The sequence below is a fragment of the Bradyrhizobium sp. USDA 4516 genome (assembly GCF_054055915.1).
Map to the genome: position 1 here is coordinate 2,702,629 of NZ_JBSRXT010000001.1, position 19,345 is coordinate 2,721,973.

Here is a 19,345-nt window from a genome sequence, read left to right on the forward strand (position 1 = left end):
GGTCGTGAAACTTGTCCGCCACCGCCCGCAAAGCGAGCGATCCGGTACTCCGTGACGACAGCACTTCTGCTGGATGACGCGGGATACCGGATGCCCCGCATTCGCGGGGCATGGCTTCAATGAAAGTCGTTAGTTCAGTGCGTCGTCGAGCAGCGCCTTGAGCTGCGCCAGATGTTTCGACATCAAGCCGGTCGCGGTTGCCGCCGATGCCGGACGGCCCGCATAACGCGGACGCCTGTTGGGTGCGTGGATCTGGTTGAGCACCCATTCCAGATAGGGCTCGATGAAGTGCCAGGAGCCCATATTGCGCGGCTCTTCCTGGCACCAGACCACTTCGGCGTTCTTGAAGCGGCCGAGCTCCTGCACCAGCGCCTTCAGCGGCACCGGATAGAGCTGCTCGACGCGCATCAGATAGATGTCGTCGATGTCGCGCTTCTCACGCTCCTCATAGAGATCGTAGTAGACCTTGCCGGAGCACAGCACGACGCGGCGAATCTTGTCGTCCGGCACCAGCTTGATCTTCTCGTCCGGCAGCATCTGCGCGTCATCGTACAGAATGCGATGGAACGTGGCGTTCTTGCCGAGCTCCTCGAGCTGCGACACGGCGCGCTTGTGGCGCAGCAGCGACTTCGGCGTCATCAGGATCAGCGGCTTGCGGATCTCGCGATGCAGCTGGCGCCGCAGCACGTGGAAGTAGTTCGCCGGCGTGGTCGGATTGACCACCTGCATGTTGTCTTCGGCGCACATCTGCAGGTAACGCTCGAGACGCGCGGAGGAGTGCTCCGGCCCCTGTCCCTCGTAGCCGTGCGGCAGCAGGCAGACGAGGCCCGACATGCGCAACCACTTGCGTTCGCCCGAGGAGATGAACTGGTCGAACACCACCTGCGCGCCGTTGGCGAAGTCGCCGAACTGCGCTTCCCAGAGCGCCAGCGCGTTCGGCTCGGCCAGCGAGTAGCCGTATTCGAAGCCGAGCACCGCCTCTTCCGACAGCAGCGAGTTGATGACCTCGTAGTGGCCGGTGTCTTCGCCGCCGAGATGGTTGAACGGCGTGTAGCGGCTCTCGTCCTCCTGGTCGATCAGCACTGAATGGCGCTGCGAGAAAGTCCCGCGCTCGGAATCCTGGCCGGACAGTCGCACATGATGACCTTCCTGCAGCAGCGTGCAGAATGCCAGGGCCTCGCCGGTGGCCCAGTCGATCCCGACACCGCTATCGATCGCCTTGGCGCGATTGTCGAGGAAACGCTGGATGGTGCGGTGGACGCGGAAGCCGTCCGGCACCTTGGTGATCTTGCGGCCGATATCCTTGAGAACGGCGACATCGACGCCGGTGACGCCGCGGCGGGCGTCCTCTTCCTGGTCGGCGATCTTGAAGCCTGCCCACTTGCCGTCGAGCCAGTCGGCCTTGTTCGGCTTGTAGCCGGCGCCGGCTTCAAGCTCGGCGTCGAGCCGCGCGCGCCAGTCGGCCTTGGCCTTCTCGACCTCGCCCTCGGTCAACACGCCGTCAGCGACCAGCCGCTTGGCGTAGATCTCGAGCGTTGACGGGTGAGAAGCGATCTTCTTGTACATCACCGGCTGGGTGAAGGCCGGCTCGTCGCCCTCGTTGTGGCCGTGGCGCCGGTAGCAGAACATGTCGATGACGACCGGCTTGTGGAATTTCTGCCGGAACTCGATCGCGACCTTGGCCGCGAACACCACGGCCTCCGGATCGTCGCCATTCACGTGGAAGATCGGCGCATCGATCATCTTCGCCACGTCGGACGGATAGGGCGACGAGCGCGAGTAGCGCGGATAGGTGGTGAAGCCGATCTGGTTGTTGACGATGAAATGCAGCGAGCCGCCGGTGCGGTAGCCCTTCAGATCTGACAGGCTGAAGCATTCAGCCACCACGCCCTGGCCCGCGAATGCCGCGTCGCCGTGCATCAGCAGCGGCAGCACGGAGATACGCATATCCGGCGGATCGCCGTGCTGGTCCTGCTTGGCGCGCACCTTGCCCATCACGACCGGATCGACGATCTCGAGATGCGACGGGTTTGCGGTCAGCGACAGATGGATGTTGTTGCCGTCGAACTCGCGGTCCGAGGAGGCGCCGAGGTGATACTTGACGTCGCCCGAGCCTTCGACCGAGTCGGGGTTGGCCGAACCACCCTTGAACTCATGGAACAGCGCGCGGTGCGGCTTGCCCATCACCTGGGTCAGCACGTTGAGGCGGCCGCGATGCGGCATGCCGACCACGATCTCCTTCACGCCGAGATTGCCGCCGCGCTTGATGATCTGCTCGAGCGCCGGGATCAGCGATTCACCGCCATCGAGGCCGAAGCGCTTGGTGCCGGTAAACTTGGTGTCGCAGAACTTCTCGAAGCCGTCCGCCTCGATTAGCTTGTTGAGGATCGCGCGGCGCCCCTCGGGCGTGAACGAGATCTCCTTGTCCGGCCCCTCGATGCGCTCCTGGATCCACGCCTTCTGCGCGGCGTTCGAGATGTGCATGAATTCGACGCCGAGCGTCTGGCAGTAGGTGCGTTCGCAGATCTGCACGATCTCGCGCAGCGTGCCGTATTCGAGGCCGAGCACGTGGTCGAGGAAGATCTTGCGATCGAAGTCCGCCTCGGTGAAGCCGTAGGAGCGCGGATCGAGCTCCTCGCGGTCGCGCGGCGCCTCGATGCCGAGCGGATCGAGCTTGGCGTGGAAATGGCCGCGCATGCGGTAGGCGCGGATCAGCATCAGTGCGCGAACCGAATCGCGGGTGGCCTGATGGACGTCGGCATCGGACAGCTCGGCGCCCTTGGCCTGCGCCTTGGCTGCGAGCTTGGTGCCGACCGCCTTCTCGACCTGGGCCCAGTTGCCGTCGAGCGCGGAAGTCAGATCGTCGCGCGGCGTCACCGGCCAGTTGTCGCGGCCCCACGAGGCGCCCTCGGCGTTCTTCTGGACGTCGGCCGGGGCGTCCTTCAGGCTTTTGAAGAAATCCTGCCACTCGGCGTCGACCGACGACGGGTCCTGCTCGTAGCGGGCGTAGAGGTCGTCGATGTAGGCGGCGTTGGTGCCCTGCAGGAATGATGAGAGTGCAAAAGCGGCGTTCGCGTCTTGGCGAGACATGGGCAGTCCTGGTGATTTTTTCGGTTCGCGCGTAGGAGACGGCGCTGATGCCGGTCTGGAAGTGCGCCGGCTGGATTGATACCCTTTACCCTATCTAGGACAGATATTCCTGCCTAAAAGAACTAAGAAGTGAATTTATTTTCATTTTTTATTGATCGGCATTCCGGCACCAAAACGCAATAAAAGAGCGGGTTCCCCAAGGAGAACCCGCCCCAAATCACGTCAAACCTCGAAGGGAACTCGCCGGACGGCGGTTACTTCAGCATTTCCGCGAGCGTGTGCCCGAGGCGGGCCGGCGATGGCGACACCCTGATGCCGGCGGCTTCCATCGCCGCGGTCTTGGAACCGGCGTCGCCCTTGCCGCCCGAGATGATCGCGCCGGCATGGCCCATGCGGCGGCCGGGAGGTGCGGTAACACCGGCAATGAAGCCGACCATCGGCTTCTTGCGGCCACGCTTGGCCTCGTCTTTGAGGAACTGGGCGGCGTCCTCCTCGGCGGAGCCGCCGATTTCGCCGATCATCACGATCGACTTGGTCTTCTCGTCGGCCAGGAACATCTCCAGCATGTCGATGAACTCGGTGCCCTTGACCGGGTCGCCGCCGATGCCGACCGCGGTGGTCTGGCCGAGACCCTCCTGGGTGGTCTGGAACACCGCCTCATAGGTCAGGGTGCCGGAGCGGGAGACGATGCCGACCGAGCCGGGCTTGAAGATGTTGGCCGGCATGATGCCGATCTTGCATTCGCCGGCGGTCATCACGCCGGGGCAGTTCGGCCCGATCAGCCGCGACTTCGAGCCCGACAGCGAGCGCTTCACGCGCACCATGTCGAGCACCGGGATGCCCTCGGTGATGCAGACGATCAGCGGGATTTCCGCATCGATCGCCTCGCAGATCGCGTCGGCTGCGCCCGGCGGCGGGACATAGACCACGCTGGCGTCGGCGCCGGTCTTCTCGCGCGCTTCGGCGACGGTGTCGAACACCGGCAGGTTGAGGTGGGTCGAGCCGCCTTTGCCCGGCGCCACGCCGCCGACCATCTTGGTGCCGTAAGCGATCGCCGCTTCCGAATGGAACGTGCCGTTCTTGCCGGTGAAGCCCTGGCAGATGACCTTGGTGTTCTTGTCGATCAGAATGGACATGGTTCGAGATGCTTTCGCGAGACGATCGGTGATGGGACTCTATGGTTTGAGCATGATCTTGTCGGAAAACCGGAGACCACTTTTCCGGATCATGCTCAGTGAATACGCCGGTACACGCCGGTGAGCACGTCGGCCCACCCTTCCGCGTCAGGCGAGAACTGGATTTTCATGTTGTAGGTGTTGTCGTCGACGACCTCGTAGACGTGACGGGCATTGCCGCGCAGCGAGCCGCGCACCAGGATCAGCGACTTGCCCGCCCATCTACCGGACGCCGGTGACGGCGGGTAGTAGCCGAGCGAGTCGTGCCAGAACAATTTGTAGGCCCGATCGTCGCGGTCGTAGGTGAACACGCCGTGGGTGGCGAAGCTCTCCTTGCCGTCGCGGGTCTGCACGCTGTCCTGGATCAGGTAGAAGCCGTTGAGCGCGATGCGCGCAACGACCTGCGAGGTGGCCGGACCGCCCGCGGTCCAGCGCGACGGATAGACCATCTCTTCGCCGCTCCACTCGCCCGCAAACGCCGCGAGCTTGCGGTGTTCGTCCAGCGGTGTCGGAGCGTCGAGATGATCGGCCATCGTTAGCCTCCCTTGACGGCTTTCACGATCTTCTGTGCAGCGTCATCGAGGTTGTCGGCGGGCAGGACGTTGAGGCCGCTCTCGCGGATGATCTTCTTGCCCTGCTCGACATTGGTGCCTTCGAGGCGCACCACCAGCGGAACCTTGAGGCCGACCTGCTTCACCGCGGCGACCACGCCCTCGGCGATCACGTCGCACTTCATGATGCCGCCGAAAATGTTGACCAGGATGCCCCTCACGTTCGGATCGGCGGTGATGATCTTGAACGCGGCCGCGACCTTCTCCACGCTGGCGCCGCCGCCGACGTCGAGGAAGTTCGCCGGCTCCATGCCGTACAGCTTGATGATGTCCATGGTCGCCATGGCAAGGCCGGCGCCGTTGACCATGCAGCCGATCGTGCCATCGAGCGCGACGTAGTTGAGGTCGTATTTCGACGCCTCGATCTCCTTGGCGTCTTCCTCGGTCTCGTCGCGCAGCGCGACCACGTCCGGATGACGATAGAGTGCGTTGCTGTCGAACGACACCTTGGCGTCGAGCACGCGAAGCTGGCCCTGCTTGGTGACGACGAGCGGATTGATCTCGAGCATCGCCATGTCCTTGGCGGCGAAGGCGGCATAGAGCTGGCCGGTCAGCTTCTCGGCCTGCTTGGCGAGATCGCCGGTCAGCTTCAGCGCCTTGGCAACCGTGCGGCCGTGATGCGGCATGATGCCGGTCGCGGGATCGACCGAGAACGAGACGATCTTTTCCGGGGTCGAATGCGCGACCTCTTCGATATTCACGCCGCCTTCGGTCGACACCACAAAGGAAATTTCGGAGGTCTCGCGATTGACCAGGATCGAGAGGTAGAACTCCTTGTCGATGTCGGAGCCTTCCTCGATGTAGAGGCGATTGACCTGCTTGCCGTGCGGACCGGTCTGCACCGTGACCAGCGTCGCGCCGAGCATCTGCTTGGCGAATTCGGCGACCTCGGCGGCCGATTTGGCGATGCGGACGCCGCCCTTGTCGCCGGCCGATGCTTCCTTGAACTTGCCCTTGCCGCGGCCGCCGGCATGGATCTGGCTCTTCACCACCCAGATCGGGCCGGGCAGCTGCTTGGCCGCCGCGTCGGCCTCTTCCGGCTTCAGCACCGGCACGCCGCGCGAGATCGGCACGCCGAATTCATGCAGCAAAGCCTTGGCCTGGTATTCATGGATATTCATGGAAAGACGCTCCCAAACCCTCGTGCGGCGACCTTTTACATCAGCCTTGAGACTGGCATACCATATACCAAAGCTCGCGCAACTAAAAAATCCGCCGGAATTTCATCGCCTTGCACCCGACAGGCGATTGAAACCGCCTATCGGGCCATTGCCAATCGAGATTACTTGCCGAGCAGATCGGGCGCGATCTTCTTGCAGGCGTCGACCAGGCCCTGCACCGCACCGACCGACTTGTCGAAAGCCTCGCGGTCCTTGCCCGCCAGTTCGATCTCGACGATGCGCTCGACACCCTTGGCGCCGACCACGACCGGCACGCCGACATACATGTCCTTCACGCCGTACTCGCCGTTGAGATAGGCGGCGCAGGGCAGCACGCGCTTCTTGTCCTTCAGGTAGCTCTCGGCCATCGCGATCGCGGACGCAGCCGGCGCGTAGAAGGCGGAGCCAGTCTTGAGCAGGTTGACGATCTCGGCGCCGCCGTTGCGTGTGCGATCGACGATCTCATCGATGCGCGCCTGCGAGGTCCAGCCCATCTTGACGAGGTCGGGCAGCGGAATGCCGGCGACAGTCGAGTAGCGGGTCAGCGGCACCATGGTGTCGCCGTGGCCGCCGAGCACGAAGGCGGTGACGTCCTCGACCGAGACGTGGAATTCGTCGGCCAGGAAATAGCGGAAACGCGCGGAGTCGAGCACGCCGGCCATGCCGACCACCTTCTTGTGCGGCAGGCCCGAGGCCTTCTGCAGCGCCCACACCATGGCGTCGAGCGGGTTGGTGATGCAGATGACGAAGGCGTCGGGCGCGTACTTCTTGATGCCGGCGCCGACCTGCTCCATGACCTTGAGGTTGATGGAGAGGAGATCGTCGCGGCTCATCCCGGGCTTGCGCGGCACGCCGGCGGTGACGATGCAGACCTTGGCGCCGTCGAGCGCTTCATAGGAATTGGCGCCGACCAGATTGGAATCGAAACCGTCGACCGGCGACGACTGCGCGATGTCGAGCGCTTTGCCCTGCGGCACGCCCTCGGCAATATCGAACAGCACGACGTCTCCGAGTTCCTTGAGGCCGACGAGGTGCGCCAGCGTTCCGCCGATCTGTCCGGAGCCAATCAGAGCAATCTTGTCGCGTGCCATGGGAAATCAGTCCTTTGAACTGTGTACGGGAGGGAGGGAAGTCGGTTGCAAGGGTGGTTATCCCTTTCGAATGATCCATTCAAGTCGCGGCCTGCCCGATTGCGGGCCCTGCCTGGAATTCGATCAGGCATGCCAGCAACATCCGCCGCGGAGACACGAAAAGTTGCTCCGAACCGGACCGCGCGCAAGACGGAATCTCGAGACGGAATTTCGAGGCTGAATTTCAGGTCTCGACCAGGCCGGTCGACGCGCCGCTCGCGGAGGAGTCCTTCCGGCCGTGCGGCAGCGCCAGGTAGGATTCCGAGCTCATCTCGATCAGGCGCGAGGATGTGCGCTTGAACTCCATCGCCTCGACGCCGTCGGTCGCAAGGTACAGCGACACCGGATCGGCCTCGGCCGAGGCCATCAGCTTCACGGCATTGTCATAGAGCGTATCGATCAGCGAAATGAAGCGCTTGGCGGCATTGCGCTCGGCGTAATCCATCACCGGAATGTGGTCGATCAGGATCGTGTGGTAGTCGTGCGCGAGCCTGAGATAATCGGACGCGGCAAGCGGCTTCTCGCAGATGTCCATGAAGCTGAAGCGCGCGACGCCGTGCGCCGAGCAGGGCACGTTCAGGATGCGTCCCTTGATCGGAATGAGGCGTGCCTTGCACGGGGCATTGCCGGTCATCTTCCGCCAGGCCGCGTTTAGCGCGGCATCGGCCGCGTCATCCGCGGGCACCAGCCACATCTTGACGCCGACGAGTTTCTCCAGCCGGAAGTCGGTGCGCGCATCGAGCCGCAGCACGTCCATGTGGTCGGAGATCTGCGCGATGAACGGCAGGAACAGCGCGCGATTGAGCCCGCCCTTGTAGAGATCGTCAGGCGCAACGTTCGAGGTCGCGACCACCACGGTGCCGAGATCGAACAGCTTGGCGAACAGCCGGCCGAGGATCATCGCATCGGCGATGTCGGTGACGTGAAATTCGTCGAAGCAGAGCAGCCAGGCTTCGTCGAAGATCGCCTGCGCTGTGAGCGCGATCACGTCGCCGTCCGCGATCTCGCCGCGCGCGATCTGCTGACGGTAGCCGTAGATGCGCTCATGCGCCTCGGCCATGAATTCGTGGAAGTGCGCGCGGCGCTTGTGTTCGACCGGGCTCTGCTGGAAGAACAGATCCATCAGCATGGTCTTGCCGCGACCGACCTCGCCGTGGACGTAGAGCCCGCGCGGCGGCTTGTCGTCCTTGTCGCCGCCGAACAGCCGCCCGAACAGGCCTTGCTTGCGCTGCGGCTTGTAGCTCGCGAGCCGCTCATCCAGCGCGCCGAATGCCTCGGCGGCGCGGGCCTGGGCGGGATCGGCCTCGATCGCGCCGGAGGCGACCAGGGATTTGTAGAGCTCGAGAAAGGAACTGGGCGAGGTGGACAGCATGAGCCCACCTTACGGCCCTAGTGTGCGGCAAATTGCAAGCCGTGAATTGTGCCAGTGGGGTATGCACTTTCCTCTCCCTCGCCCCGCTCTTGCGGGGAGAGGGCTGCGGTGAGGGGCTCTCACCACCCGACGCGCTCTATCGACGGACCCGTACCCCCTCGCCCGGATCGCATCTTCGATGCGATCCGACCTTTCCCCGCAAGCGGGGCGAGGTGAAGAGGCTCACGCGCAGAGCGCGTAGGAATCCTCGACCACATAGGGGCCGCCGCCTGTCGACGCGCGCGACGAGAACAGCACGAAGCGGTCCGCCAGGAAGCTGCGGCTCGGGAAGTAGCCGCGCACGGACAGATAATCCGCGACGTCCTGGCTCGAAGCGTCATGCAGACGAGCGAGCGTGACATGTGGCGTGAATTTCCTGCCCTCGGGATCGAGCCCCATCCGCTGCATCATCCGCTCGAGCTCGGCCTGCAGTTCGATCAGCGGCCGGCTCGGCTCGACGGCGGCAACCACCGCGCGCGGCTTGCGTCCGCCGAAGCTCGACAGGCCCTGCAATTTGACCTCGAACGGCTTGCGGTTTACCCGAAACAACATCGTCGCGATCTCGTTGGCCCACATGCCATCGATATCGCCGATGAAGCGCAGAGTGACATGATAATTTTCGGGATCGATCCAGCGTGCGCCGGGAAGGCCGCCACGCAAGCTGGAGAGGGTTTGGCCGATATCGGCCGGAATTTCCAGTCCAGTGAACAGACGCGGCATCGCAATAATCCTCGATGCTTGGCGCGGGTTTTGGGAGCCCGCACCCTGTAACGGCCCGGCGACGAATCACCGATGCCTATTTGTACCCGAGATATGTGACTCTGCGAAGCATGACCCGTTAACAGCTCGTAAACCTACGGACACGGCACGGCTCACTGCCTGCGCTTCAACTGCGTTGCCCTGATATTGCGCCGAGAAATGCCTCCACTGTGGGCAGGATATTTTTCACAACGATGTCCACACCTGCTGCCGTCGGATGCATGCCGTCGGCCTGGTTGAGTTTCGCGTCGGCGGCAACCCCATCGAGGAAGAACGGATAGAGCGGCACGCCAAGGGTCTTCGAGAGGTCCGGATAGATCGCGTTGAACTTCGCTGCATACTCACTGCCATAGTTCGGTGGCGCGAGCATGCCGCACAAGAGCACGGCGATCTTGCGCGCCTGCAACTTTGTGATGATGTCGGAGAGCGCGGCACGCGTGACGGCGGGATCGATGCCGCGCAAGGCATCGTTGGCGCCAAGCTCGACAATCACGGCATCGGTTCCATCAGGCACCGACCAGTCGAGCCGCTCGCGGCCGCCCGAGGCGGTGTCGCCGGACACCCCGGCATTGCTCATCTCGACCTTTATCCCCTTGGCTTCCAACGCCTTTTGCAGCCGGATCGGGAATGCCGCCGGGCCCGGGAGGCCGTACCCGGCGCTCAGGGAATCGCCCAGAACCACCATCTTGATCGGCTTCGCCGGGCCCTTCTCCGGGCCATTCTCCAGCCTTGGCGTCTGCGCGCTGGCCGCCGTCATCAAGCCCATAAGCAACACGAGTATGTGCACGAAGATTCTCAACCGGCCCTCGACCGCAGACGCGGAAGTGCCATATGACCGAACCATGGACAGTCTCATCGAATCCTCTTCACTGACCGACGTCGAGCCGGACACCATTGCCGTCAGGAACGTCAATCTCTCGCTCGGCACCGGCGCGGCACGGGTCCATATCCTCAAAGATATCAGCCTTCGTGTGGCGGCGGGTGAGGCCATCGGCCTGATCGGCCCGTCGGGCTCGGGCAAGTCGACCTTGCTGATGGTAATGGCGGGGCTCGAACGTCCTGACAGTGGAGAAGTGGTCGTCAACGGCACCTCGTTCAATGCCCTCGACGAAGATGCGCTGGCGCGCTTCCGCGGCCGCCAGGTCGGCATCGTCTTCCAGTCATTCCATCTGATCCCGACCATGACGGCGCTGGAGAACGTGGCGGTGCCGCTCGAGCTCGCCGGCAATCCCGATGCCGCTGCGCGCGCCGCGCAGGAGCTGCAATCGGTCGGGCTCGGCGAGCGGCTGCATCATTATCCGACGCAACTCTCCGGCGGCGAGCAGCAGCGCGTCGCGATCGCGCGCGCGCTCGCGCCCGATCCCGCGATCCTCGTTGCCGACGAGCCGACCGGGAATCTCGACGAGACGACAGGCAAGCAGATCGTCGACCTGCTGTTCACCAAGCACGCCGAGCGCGGCATGACGCTGGTGCTGGTGACGCACGATCTCGCGCTCGCGCAGCGCTGCGACCGCGTCGTGCGGCTGCGCTCCGGCCGCATCGACGGACAATCCACGACATGAGCATCGCGTCCGAAGCCGCGGTGCAGGGCCGCGCGTCGTCGCTTGCCTTCCGTTATGCGCTGCGCGAATTGCGCGGCGGCCTGCGCGGCTTCTACGTGTTCATCGCCTGCATCGCGCTCGGCGTGATGGCGATTGCCGGCGTCGGCTCGGTCGCCGCGAGCCTTGGCGACGGCCTGTCCCGCGAGGGACGTACGCTGCTCGGCGGCGACGTCGCATTCTCGCTGATCTCGCGCGAGGCCAAACCCAACGAGGTCGCCTATCTGCGCACGCGCGGCGAGGTTTCGATCGCGGCCACGCTGCGCGCGATGGCCCGCAGCAATGACGGCAAGCTGGCGCTGGTCGAGCTGAAGGCCGTCGACGGCAAATATCCGATGCTCGGCGAGCTGACGCTCGAGCCGAACATGCCGGTCGCCGATCTGCTTGCCGAACGCGACGGCGTCTACGGCGCGGCCGCCGATTCGACGTTGCTGGCGCGGCTCGACCTGAAGCTCGGTGACCGCGTCACCATCGGCAGTGCGACCTACCAGATCCGCAGCGTGGTGGTGGCCGAGCCCGACAAGCTTGCCGGCGGCGTCGGCCTCGGGCCGCGCTTCCTGGTCAGCGAAGCCAGCCTGCACGCCACCGACCTGCTGCAACCGGGCAGCCTGGTGCGCTGGATCTACCGCGTGAAGCTGCCTGACGGCGCCAACGACGATCGCGCCACCACCGCGCTGATCGACGGCGCGCGGACCGCGGCGCCGGAGGCCGGCTGGGAGGTCCGCAGCCGCAGCAATGCCTCGCCGCAGCTCGAGCGCACCATCAACCGCTTCACCCAGTTCCTGACCCTGGTCGGCCTCGCGGCGCTACTGGTCGGCGGTGTCGGCGTCGCCAACGCGGTGAAGAGCCATATCGACCGGCGCCGCGACGTCATCGCTTCGTTCAAGGCGCTCGGCGCCACCGGCCGCGACGTCTTCACGATCTACTGCACGCAGGTGGTGGTGCTGGCCGGGATCGGCTCGGTGATCGGGCTCGTGCTCGGCGCCGCGCTCCCCTTCGTCATCGTCGGCCTGTTCGGCAAGCTGCTGCCGCTGCCGGTGGTGCCCGCGCTGCATCCCGACGAGCTCGCGCTGTCCTTCCTCTACGGCCAGCTCACCGCGCTGGCGTTCGGGCTGTGGCCACTCGGCCGTGTCCATGACGTGCCGGTCGCGGCGCTGTTCCGCGAGACCGTCGCCAGCGAGTGGCATCGCCCGCGCTGGAGCTATCTGGCGCTGATGGCCGTGGTGATCGCGCTCCTGATCGGAGTCGCGATCGGGCTTGCCTATGACAAGCGGGTCGCTGCCGTGTTCGTCGCCTCGTCGATCGCGGTGTTCCTGCTGCTGCGCGGAATCGCCGAGCTCCTGATGGCGGTGGCGCGGCGGCTGCCGCGCAGCCGCATGACCATGCTGCGGCTCGCGATCGCCAACATCCACCGGCCGGGCGCGCTGACGCCGTCGGTGGTGCTGTCGCTGGGGCTCGGGCTGGCGGTGCTCGTTACCATCACCCAGATCGACGGCAATCTGCGCCGGCAATTCCTGGCCGCCCTGCCGGAGCGGGCGCCGTCGTTCTTCTTCATCGACATCCCCTCCACCGAGGCCGACCGCTTCAATGCCTTCCTGGCGAAGGTCGCCGCCGGCTCGACCGTCGAGGATGTACCGATGCTGCGCGGACGGATCGTGGCCGCGCGCGGCGTCAAGGCCGACCAGCTCAAGCCGTCGGTCGATTCGGAGTGGGTGCTGCAGAGCGACCGGGGCCTGACCTACACCGGCGAAATTCCCAAGGGCTCGAAGATCGTCGAGGGCGAATGGTGGGGGCCGGACTACAGCGGGCCACCGCTGGTCTCGATGGAGAAGAAGATCGCCGACGGCCTGTCGTTGAAGATCGGCGACGAGATCGTCGTCAACGTGCTCGGACGCGACGTGCCGGCGAAAATCGCCAACCTGCGCAACATCGACTGGCAGGGCCTCGGCATCAATTTCGTGCTGGTGTTCTCGCCGAATGCCTTCAGGGGTGCGCCGCACAGCCATGTCGCGACCCTGACGGAACCACACGCCGATTCCGCCGACGACGCGCGCATCATCAAGCAGGTCGCCGACGCGTTCCCGATGGTGACCAGCGTGCGGGTCCGCGAGGCGCTGGAGACGGTCGGCAGCGTGGTCAGCAATCTGGTGCTGGCGATCCGCGGCGCCAGCGCCGTGACGCTGATCTCCGCGATCCTGGTGCTCGGCGGCGCGCTCGCCGCCGGACACCGCCACCGCGTCTATGACGCCGTGATTCTCAAGACGCTCGGCGCCACGCGGGTGCGACTGCTCGGCGCCTACGCGCTGGAGTATCTGATGATCGGTTTTGCAACCGCGGTGTTCGGGGTGATCGCCGGCTCGATCGCTGCCTGGCTGATCGTGACTAGGCTGATGACGCTGAGTTTTATCTGGCAGGCCGGCAGCGCCGCGCTGGTCGTGGTCGCCGCGCTGGTCGTCACGGTCGGACTGGGGCTCGCCGGGACGCTGCTCGCGCTAAACCAGAAGCCGGCCTCAGTGTTGCGGAATTTGTGACAAAATGTAGCGGCGCGAGCGCCGTTTTTGCCTATGATGCTAGGGCAGAGCGACATTCGGCCGCGCGTGGAAGCTTGCGTCGGATGTGTTAATTTCCCACATACCAATCGGGTCGGATAGTCGGTTTGAATGACACGGAATTAATGTTCCGCAAACCGAGCCATCTGAGATAGATTTACGACCGGCGCCGCAAATCCCTTGCGCTCCACCGGGACCAACCACGGGAATTCGACCATGTCGGACCTAGACCGCAACTACGCTTCTCCTTTCGGCCGGGCCGCCGGGCGCATTGACGCTGCGGCCGTCGACGCCGGTCTGCGCGCCTACATGCTGCGCATCTACAACTACATGAGTATCGGCCTGGCCATCACCGGCCTCGCCGCGCTCGGCGTCTACATGGGTGCGGTGACGACCGACCAGTCGGCCGCCGTCGCCAAGTTCGGCAACGCCTATCTGACGCAGTTCGGCTACGCGATGTTCGTGAGCCCGCTGAAGTGGCTGTTCATCCTCGCCCCTCTGGCGATGGTGTTCGTCATCTCGGCCGGCATCAACCGCCTGCAGCCCGCGACCGCCCAACTCCTGTTCTGGGTGTTCTCGGCGCTGATGGGTCTGTCGCTGTCGTCGATCTTCCTGGTGTACACGCACACCTCGATCGTGCGCGTGTTCTTCATCACCGCGGCAACGTTCGGTGCGCTGAGCCTCTACGGCTACACCACCAAGCGTGACATGAGCGGCATGGGCTCGTTCCTGTTCATGGGTCTGATCGGCATCATCATCGCGAGCCTGGTCAACCTGTTCCTGGCGAGCTCGGCGCTGCAGTTCATCGTGTCGGTGGTCGGCGTGCTGGTGTTCGCGGGCCTCACCGCCTGGGACACCCAGCGGCTGAAGAACGACTACATCTACGGCTATGCCGCGCAGGGTGGCGTGATGGCAGAGCGTGCGGCAATCACTGGTGCGCTGTCGCTCTACCTGAACTTCATCAACCTGTTCACGCTGCTCCTGCAGCTGCTCGGCCAGCGCGACTAAGCGCCTCGAGCGAGCCGATCAAATCCAAGCCCCGGCCATTCCGCCGGGGCTTTTCTTTTGGGCGAGGCGAGATGTGATGTAGCCCGGATGAAGCGCAAGCGAAATCCGGGACAGGCTCATCCGCGGCTTCAACGGCCCCGGATTGAGCGGAGCCTGCCATCGAGCGCGTTCGCGCGGCCCGTTGGCTCCATCCGGGCTACAAGCGGACTGACCTGACGCGCTTACACCAGCGACAGCTTGCGATCGATCACGAACAGCACGCGTTCGAGTTCATGGCCACGACGGAGGATCAGGCCGGTCGCGGAAATCACGCTGTACATGCCCTGCTTGCGCGCAAGCCGGGGGTCCTTCTCGATCCGGTAGATCGGCACTTCCGACGCGCGCCGGAACACCGAGAACACGGCACGGTCCTTCAGGAAGTCGATCGCATAATCGCGCCACTCGCCGTCGGCGACCATGCGGCCGTAGAGATTGAGAATGCGGTTGAGTTCAAGTCGATTGAAAGTCACGCGATTGGGCTGAGGGGTCGCGGCGGCGGTGCGCGCCGCGGCACGACTCCCGCTCGGATCAGTGTCCTCCGAGATCAAACTCATCGAGCGCCTCCTGTCACCTCGGTGGCGATCGGGTTCCGAAGGCCCCTCTTCGGGATCGTCACGAGAGTGACATGATCGCGCTAAGCGCGCGGGCCCGCAAGGGGCCAATCGCAATGCAACCGGGCCTTAACCACCGCCGCGCGCGGCGGATTGTCCGAAAAACCGCAGAGTCACGGGAACGTTAGCGGAATCATATTGCTGCCCCACTTCCGCCCATCGCCCGCCCCGCTGCCCTGCGAAAACGAAATCCTGCGTTGGCCCGGTCCTTTCGGTTCCGGATTCCTCAGCCCCCAGCCCCCCGGGGCCGTCGGGATCGGGCCTGTTCGCAGGGGAGTCAAATCCCAACACTGGGCCAACGAAAGTTGGTCCTTTTTGTTTTGGGACCTGCGCAAGCAAGACGCGCGCGCCAAGCACCGGCGCCTTCCTTTCGGCAGATCACTGAATGCAGGTTTGTCGCCATGCGGCTGCACGAAAACATGCGTGCGACCGGCGGAAGCCAGCGCATCGCGCCTTACCGCAGCGAGGCGCTAGTGAAGTGAGGTGAAGGCAGCGCCGAGCATCGGGCCCGGCTTGTCGCGGTTGCCGTCCTGGACGTACACCGCCGCAGCATCGACACCGTCACGCGTGATGTTCTCCAGCGGCACGGTCCAGCTCCCGGACGAACCGTTCCAGTCACCGACCTTGAGGAGATTGCGCACGACGTTGTGGTAGGTGATCTCGCGGCCGCGGTTCTCGCCGCGCGCGATCGAGATCGGCACCGACTTCGAGATCGAGCAGATCCAGACCTCGCCGCGCGACACGGCCGGCGACTTCGATGCGGCGACCGACACGTTGATCTGCTTGCCGCTCAGCGTCATCGTCACGGGCACCGACATCACGCTGCCGCTCCTTTCGGTGTCCTTGATGGCGTCCTCGATACTGGCGCGATCGCTGCCGATCACATGCGCGGAGCCATTGATCACGGCTTGCGGCGTGTAGACGTCGCGGTCGCCGCGAACATGCGAATAGGCCTTCTGGCGCGCGCTGAAACGGGAATCGGCCAGCGTGTCCTTCCAGCCGAGATAGTCCCAATAGTCGATCGGCATGCTCAGCGCGATGACGTTGGGGTCCTTCGCGAGGTCACCGATGATCTTGTCCGCGGGCGGACAGGACGAGCATCCCTGCGAGGTGAAGAGTTCGACGACGGCACGCGGATCGGCGTGGGCGGGGCGGATGATCGCGACGATTGCGCAGATACCAAGGGCGCTGGACCATCGCGAGATACAGTTATAGGCCATCATCGCTGTCATACTGCGAACCAGTCGTGATGATTTCCATCCGTAATTGTACGGAGCATGAAGTCTGTCCCTGAACTTGCGTGCCCCAAAACGCGAGAAAGCGGCCTTTTCATAGGCCGCCTTCTTTTTAGCCGCTACTCACTAAGCAGTGAGGCACCGATCACAAATCCGCGTTGGAGCATGGTCCGGAAAAGTGTGAAACGGTTTTCCGGACAGACCATGCTCAAACAAAGGGGCCTTAGGCCGCGAGTTTGCGCAGCACATAATGCAGGATGCCGCCGTTGCGATAGTAGTCGAGCTCGTCCAGCGTATCGATGCGGCAGAGCAGCGGGACATCCTTTTTGCCGCCGTCAGCGGAGACGATCTCGGCCGTTAGCGTCTGGCGCGGCTTCAGGTCGCCCTGCAGCCCGCGGATCGTGACCTTCTCGTCGCCCTTGAGGCCGAGCGAGGACCACGACGTGCCGTCCTGGAAGGTGAGCGGAAGCACACCCATGCCGACCAGGTTGGAGCGATGGATGCGCTCGAAGCTCTGGCAGATCACCGCGCGCACGCCGAGCAGGCGCGTGCCCTTTGCGGCCCAGTCGCGCGACGAGCCGTTGCCGTATTCGGCGCCGGCGAACACCACCAGCGGCACGCTCTCCTGCTGGTACTTCATCGCGGCGTCGTAGATCGACATCTGCTCGCCGTCGGGCCAGTGCTTGGTCAAACCGCCTTCCGGAATATTGCCGTCGGCACCCTTCAGCATGAAGTTCTTGATGCGGATGTTGGCGAAGGTGCCGCGCATCATCACTTCATGGTTGCCGCGCCTCGTGCCGTACTGGTTGAAGTCGGCGGGACGCACCTGGTGCTCGCTGAGGAACTTGCCGGCGGGTGAGGTCAGCTTGATCGAACCGGCCGGCGAGATGTGGTCGGTGGTGATCTTGTCGCCGAACATCGCGAGGATCCGCGCGTCGACCACGTCGGTGACCGGATCCGGCTGCTTCTTCATGCCCTCGAAATAGGGCGGGTTCTGCACATAGGTCGAGCTCATGTTCCAGCGATAGGTCTCGCTTTCCGTGGTCTTGATCTTGCGCCAGTTGGTATCGCCCTTGAACACGTCGGCGTACTTCTTCTTGAAGATCGTCGCGGTGACGTACTTCTTCATGAAGGCGTTGATCTCCTTGGCGGTCGGCCAGATGTCCTTGAGGAACACCGGCTTGCCGTCCTTGCCGATGCCGAGCGGCTCAACCGCGAGATCCTTGGTCACGGTGCCGGCGAGCGCATGCGCGACGACGAGCGGCGGCGAGGCGAGGTAGTTCGCCTGCACGTCGGGCGAGACGCGGCCTTCGAAGTTGCGGTTACCCGACAGCACGGCGGCGGCGACGATGCCGTTTTCGTTGATTGACTTCGAGATGTCTTCCGGCAGCGGGCCGGAATTGCCGATGCAGGTCGTGCAGCCGAAGCCGACGAGGTTGAAGCCGACCTTGTCGAGATCGGCCTGCAGGCCAGAATTGGCGAGATACTCCGCCACCACCTGGCTGCCCGGCGCGAGCGAGGTCTTCACCCACGGCTTGGCCTTGAGGCCCTTGGCGGCCGCCTTGCGCGCCAGCAGGCCGGCGCCGATCAGCACGCTCGGATTGGAGGTGTTGGTGCAGGAGGTGATCGCCGCGATCACGACGTCGCCATGGCCGAGATCGAAGTCACGGCCCTCGACCGCATAACGCTTCTGCTCGCCCTCGGGCTTCTTGTATTCGCCGACCAGCGCGGTCGCGAAACCGGTCGACACCGCCGGCAGCGCGATGCGGCCTTCGGGGCGCTTCGGCCCGGCCATCGACGGCACGACGTCGCCGAGGTCGAGCGTCAGCGTGGTAGTGAACACCGGGTCAGTCGACTTGGCGGTGCGGAAAAGGCCCTGCGCCTTGGCGTAGGACTGCACCAGCTTGACGCGATCGGCCTTGCGGCCCGAGGTCTTCAGGTAATCGATGGTCGCGGCATCGACCGGGAAGAAACCGCAGGTCGCGCCGTATTCGGGCGCCATGTTGCCGATGGTCGCCTTGTCCGCGACCGAGAGATAGTCGAGGCCCGGGCCGAAGAATTCAACGAACTTGCCGACCACGCCGAGCTTGCGCAGCATCTGGGTGACGGTCAGCACGAGGTCGGTCGCGGTGACGCCTTCCTTGAGCTGGCCCTTGAGCTTGAAGCCGACCACTTCGGGCAGCAGCATCGACAGCGGCTGGCCGAGCATGCAGGCCTCCGCCTCGATGCCGCCGACGCCCCAGCCGAGCACGGCGAGGCCGTTGACCATCGTGGTGTGCGAGTCGGTGCCGACCAGCGAGTCGGGATAGGCGACCTCGAAGGTGCCGGTCTTCCGGCCGACCGTCATCTTCTCCTTCTTGGTCCACACCGTCTGCGCGAGATATTCGAGATTGACTTGGTGGCAGATGCCGGTGCCGGGCGGCACCACCGAGAAGTTCGAGAACGCCTTCTGGCCCCACTTGAGGAACTCGTATCGCTCCTGGTTCTGCTTGTATTCCTCGGTGACGTTCTTCGCGAACGCCTTGTTGTCACCGAAGAAGTTGACGATCACCGAGTGGTCGATGACGAGATCGACCGGCACCAGCGGGTTGATCTTCTCGGCATCGCCGCCGAGGTTCTGCATCGCGTTGCGCATCGCCGCGAGGTCGACCACGGCCGGGACGCCGGTGAAATCCTGCATCAGGACGCGCGCCGGGCGGAACGCGATTTCGTGCTCGAGCTGGCGCTTCTTCAGCCACTTCGACACCGCAACGATGTCTTCCTTCTTGACGGTGCGGCCGTCCTCGTTGCGCAGCAGGTTCTCCAGCAGAACCTTCATCGAATACGGCAGCTTCGAAATCCCCTTCAGTCCGTTCTTCTCTGCCTGGGGCAGGCTGTAATAGACGTAGGACTTGCCGCCGACCTTCAGGGTCTTGCGGCATTTGAAGCTGTCGAGCGAGGTCATGCGAGGAATCCCAATTCTCAGTTAT

Annotated in this window: 14 protein-coding genes; 3 read left to right on the forward strand and 11 right to left on the reverse strand. The window is 64.3% G+C overall.

Annotation, left to right across the window (positions count from 1 at the left end; genetic code table 11):
• Nucleotides 1–129: 129 nt before the first annotated feature.
• From ACVI1L_RS12375 to ACVI1L_RS12410, 8 genes are all read right to left on the reverse strand, one after another.
• Complete coding sequence (locus tag ACVI1L_RS12375) at nt 130–3,090, reverse strand: 2-oxoglutarate dehydrogenase E1 component (RefSeq protein WP_456783004.1); 2,961 nt, start codon at nt 3,088–3,090, stop codon at nt 130–132.
• A 254-nt stretch (nt 3,091–3,344) separates the two neighbouring features.
• Complete coding sequence (sucD, locus tag ACVI1L_RS12380; RefSeq protein ID WP_028340814.1) at nt 3,345–4,226, reverse strand: succinate--CoA ligase subunit alpha; 882 nt, start codon at nt 4,224–4,226, stop codon at nt 3,345–3,347.
• Nucleotides 4,227–4,321: 95 nt separating this feature from the next.
• Nucleotides 4,322–4,798: a DUF1579 family protein gene (locus ACVI1L_RS12385; protein ID WP_076834630.1), complete on the reverse strand. Its 477-nt coding sequence runs from the start codon at nt 4,796–4,798 to the stop codon at nt 4,322–4,324.
• Nucleotides 4,799–4,800: 2 nt separating this feature from the next.
• Entirely contained in the window at nt 4,801–5,997 is a 1,197-nt protein-coding gene (sucC, locus tag ACVI1L_RS12390) for an ADP-forming succinate--CoA ligase subunit beta (protein ID WP_456783005.1), read from the reverse strand.
• A gap of 161 nt (nt 5,998–6,158) precedes the next feature.
• Nucleotides 6,159–7,127 carry a malate dehydrogenase gene (gene mdh / locus ACVI1L_RS12395; RefSeq protein ID WP_028336306.1) on the reverse strand — a complete coding sequence of 323 codons (969 nt, stop codon included), beginning with the start codon at nt 7,125–7,127 and terminating at the stop codon, nt 6,159–6,161.
• A gap of 223 nt (nt 7,128–7,350) precedes the next feature.
• The gene (gene zapE, locus ACVI1L_RS12400) at nt 7,351–8,538 is read right to left on the reverse strand and encodes a cell division protein ZapE (protein ID WP_057020927.1); all 1,188 of its coding nucleotides are present in this window, start codon (nt 8,536–8,538) and stop codon (nt 7,351–7,353) included.
• 222 nt (nt 8,539–8,760) lie between these two features.
• On the reverse strand, nt 8,761–9,297 hold the full coding sequence (gene thpR / locus ACVI1L_RS12405; RefSeq protein WP_057020928.1) for an RNA 2',3'-cyclic phosphodiesterase: 537 nt from the start codon (nt 9,295–9,297) through the stop codon (nt 8,761–8,763).
• A 166-nt stretch (nt 9,298–9,463) separates the two neighbouring features.
• Nucleotides 9,464–10,123: an arylesterase gene (locus tag ACVI1L_RS12410; protein WP_076834707.1), complete on the reverse strand. Its 660-nt coding sequence runs from the start codon at nt 10,121–10,123 to the stop codon at nt 9,464–9,466.
• 55 nt (nt 10,124–10,178) lie between these two features.
• On the opposite strand from ACVI1L_RS12410, the gene ACVI1L_RS12415 reads away from it, so the two are divergent.
• From ACVI1L_RS12415 to ACVI1L_RS12425, 3 genes are all read left to right on the forward strand, one after another.
• Nucleotides 10,179–10,898: an ABC transporter ATP-binding protein gene (locus ACVI1L_RS12415; protein ID WP_028336302.1), complete on the forward strand. Its 720-nt coding sequence runs from the start codon at nt 10,179–10,181 to the stop codon at nt 10,896–10,898.
• Nucleotides 10,895–13,465 (forward strand): ABC transporter permease, encoded by a 2,571-nt coding sequence (locus ACVI1L_RS12420; protein ID WP_456783006.1) that lies wholly within the window; start codon nt 10,895–10,897, stop codon nt 13,463–13,465. The genes ACVI1L_RS12415 and ACVI1L_RS12420 overlap by 4 nt, the downstream gene beginning before the upstream one ends.
• A gap of 234 nt (nt 13,466–13,699) precedes the next feature.
• Nucleotides 13,700–14,491: a Bax inhibitor-1/YccA family protein gene (locus ACVI1L_RS12425; protein WP_456783007.1), complete on the forward strand. Its 792-nt coding sequence runs from the start codon at nt 13,700–13,702 to the stop codon at nt 14,489–14,491.
• Between the two features lie 221 nt (nt 14,492–14,712).
• Here ACVI1L_RS12425 and ACVI1L_RS12430 read toward each other — a convergent pair whose 3' ends face one another.
• The 3 genes from ACVI1L_RS12430 to acnA all read right to left on the reverse strand — a co-directional run bounded on the left by ACVI1L_RS12430 (nt 14,713) and on the right by acnA (nt 19,320).
• On the reverse strand, nt 14,713–15,084 hold the full coding sequence (locus ACVI1L_RS12430) for a DUF2794 domain-containing protein (RefSeq protein ID WP_028340822.1): 372 nt from the start codon (nt 15,082–15,084) through the stop codon (nt 14,713–14,715).
• Nucleotides 15,085–15,611: 527 nt separating this feature from the next.
• Entirely contained in the window at nt 15,612–16,373 is a 762-nt protein-coding gene (locus ACVI1L_RS12435; RefSeq protein WP_057020930.1) for a DUF1223 domain-containing protein, read from the reverse strand.
• 226 nt (nt 16,374–16,599) lie between these two features.
• Complete coding sequence (gene acnA, locus ACVI1L_RS12440) at nt 16,600–19,320, reverse strand: aconitate hydratase AcnA (protein ID WP_229190000.1); 2,721 nt, start codon at nt 19,318–19,320, stop codon at nt 16,600–16,602.
• Between the last annotated feature and the right edge of the window lie 25 nt (nt 19,321–19,345).

Bases quoted from the DNA above. Each gene is read 5' to 3' on its own strand.
- ACVI1L_RS12415 (WP_028336302.1), top strand. From the start codon at position 10,179: ATGGACAGTCTCATCGAATCCTCTTCACTGACCGACGTCGAGCCGGAC.
- ACVI1L_RS12375 (WP_456783004.1), bottom strand. From the start codon at position 3,090: ATGTCTCGCCAAGACGCGAACGCCGCTTTTGCACTCTCATCATTCCTG.
- ACVI1L_RS12420 (WP_456783006.1), top strand. From the start codon at position 10,895: ATGAGCATCGCGTCCGAAGCCGCGGTGCAGGGCCGCGCGTCGTCGCTT.
- thpR (WP_057020928.1), bottom strand. From the start codon at position 9,297: ATGCCGCGTCTGTTCACTGGACTGGAAATTCCGGCCGATATCGGCCAA.
- sucC (WP_456783005.1), bottom strand. From the start codon at position 5,997: ATGAATATCCATGAATACCAGGCCAAGGCTTTGCTGCATGAATTCGGC.
- zapE (WP_057020927.1), bottom strand. From the start codon at position 8,538: ATGCTGTCCACCTCGCCCAGTTCCTTTCTCGAGCTCTACAAATCCCTG.
- ACVI1L_RS12385 (WP_076834630.1), bottom strand. From the start codon at position 4,798: ATGGCCGATCATCTCGACGCTCCGACACCGCTGGACGAACACCGCAAG.
- mdh (WP_028336306.1), bottom strand. From the start codon at position 7,127: ATGGCACGCGACAAGATTGCTCTGATTGGCTCCGGACAGATCGGCGGA.
- sucD (WP_028340814.1), bottom strand. From the start codon at position 4,226: ATGTCCATTCTGATCGACAAGAACACCAAGGTCATCTGCCAGGGCTTC.
- ACVI1L_RS12435 (WP_057020930.1), bottom strand. From the start codon at position 16,373: ATGACAGCGATGATGGCCTATAACTGTATCTCGCGATGGTCCAGCGCC.
- ACVI1L_RS12425 (WP_456783007.1), top strand. From the start codon at position 13,700: ATGTCGGACCTAGACCGCAACTACGCTTCTCCTTTCGGCCGGGCCGCC.
- ACVI1L_RS12430 (WP_028340822.1), bottom strand. From the start codon at position 15,084: ATGAGTTTGATCTCGGAGGACACTGATCCGAGCGGGAGTCGTGCCGCG.
- acnA (WP_229190000.1), bottom strand. From the start codon at position 19,320: ATGACCTCGCTCGACAGCTTCAAATGCCGCAAGACCCTGAAGGTCGGC.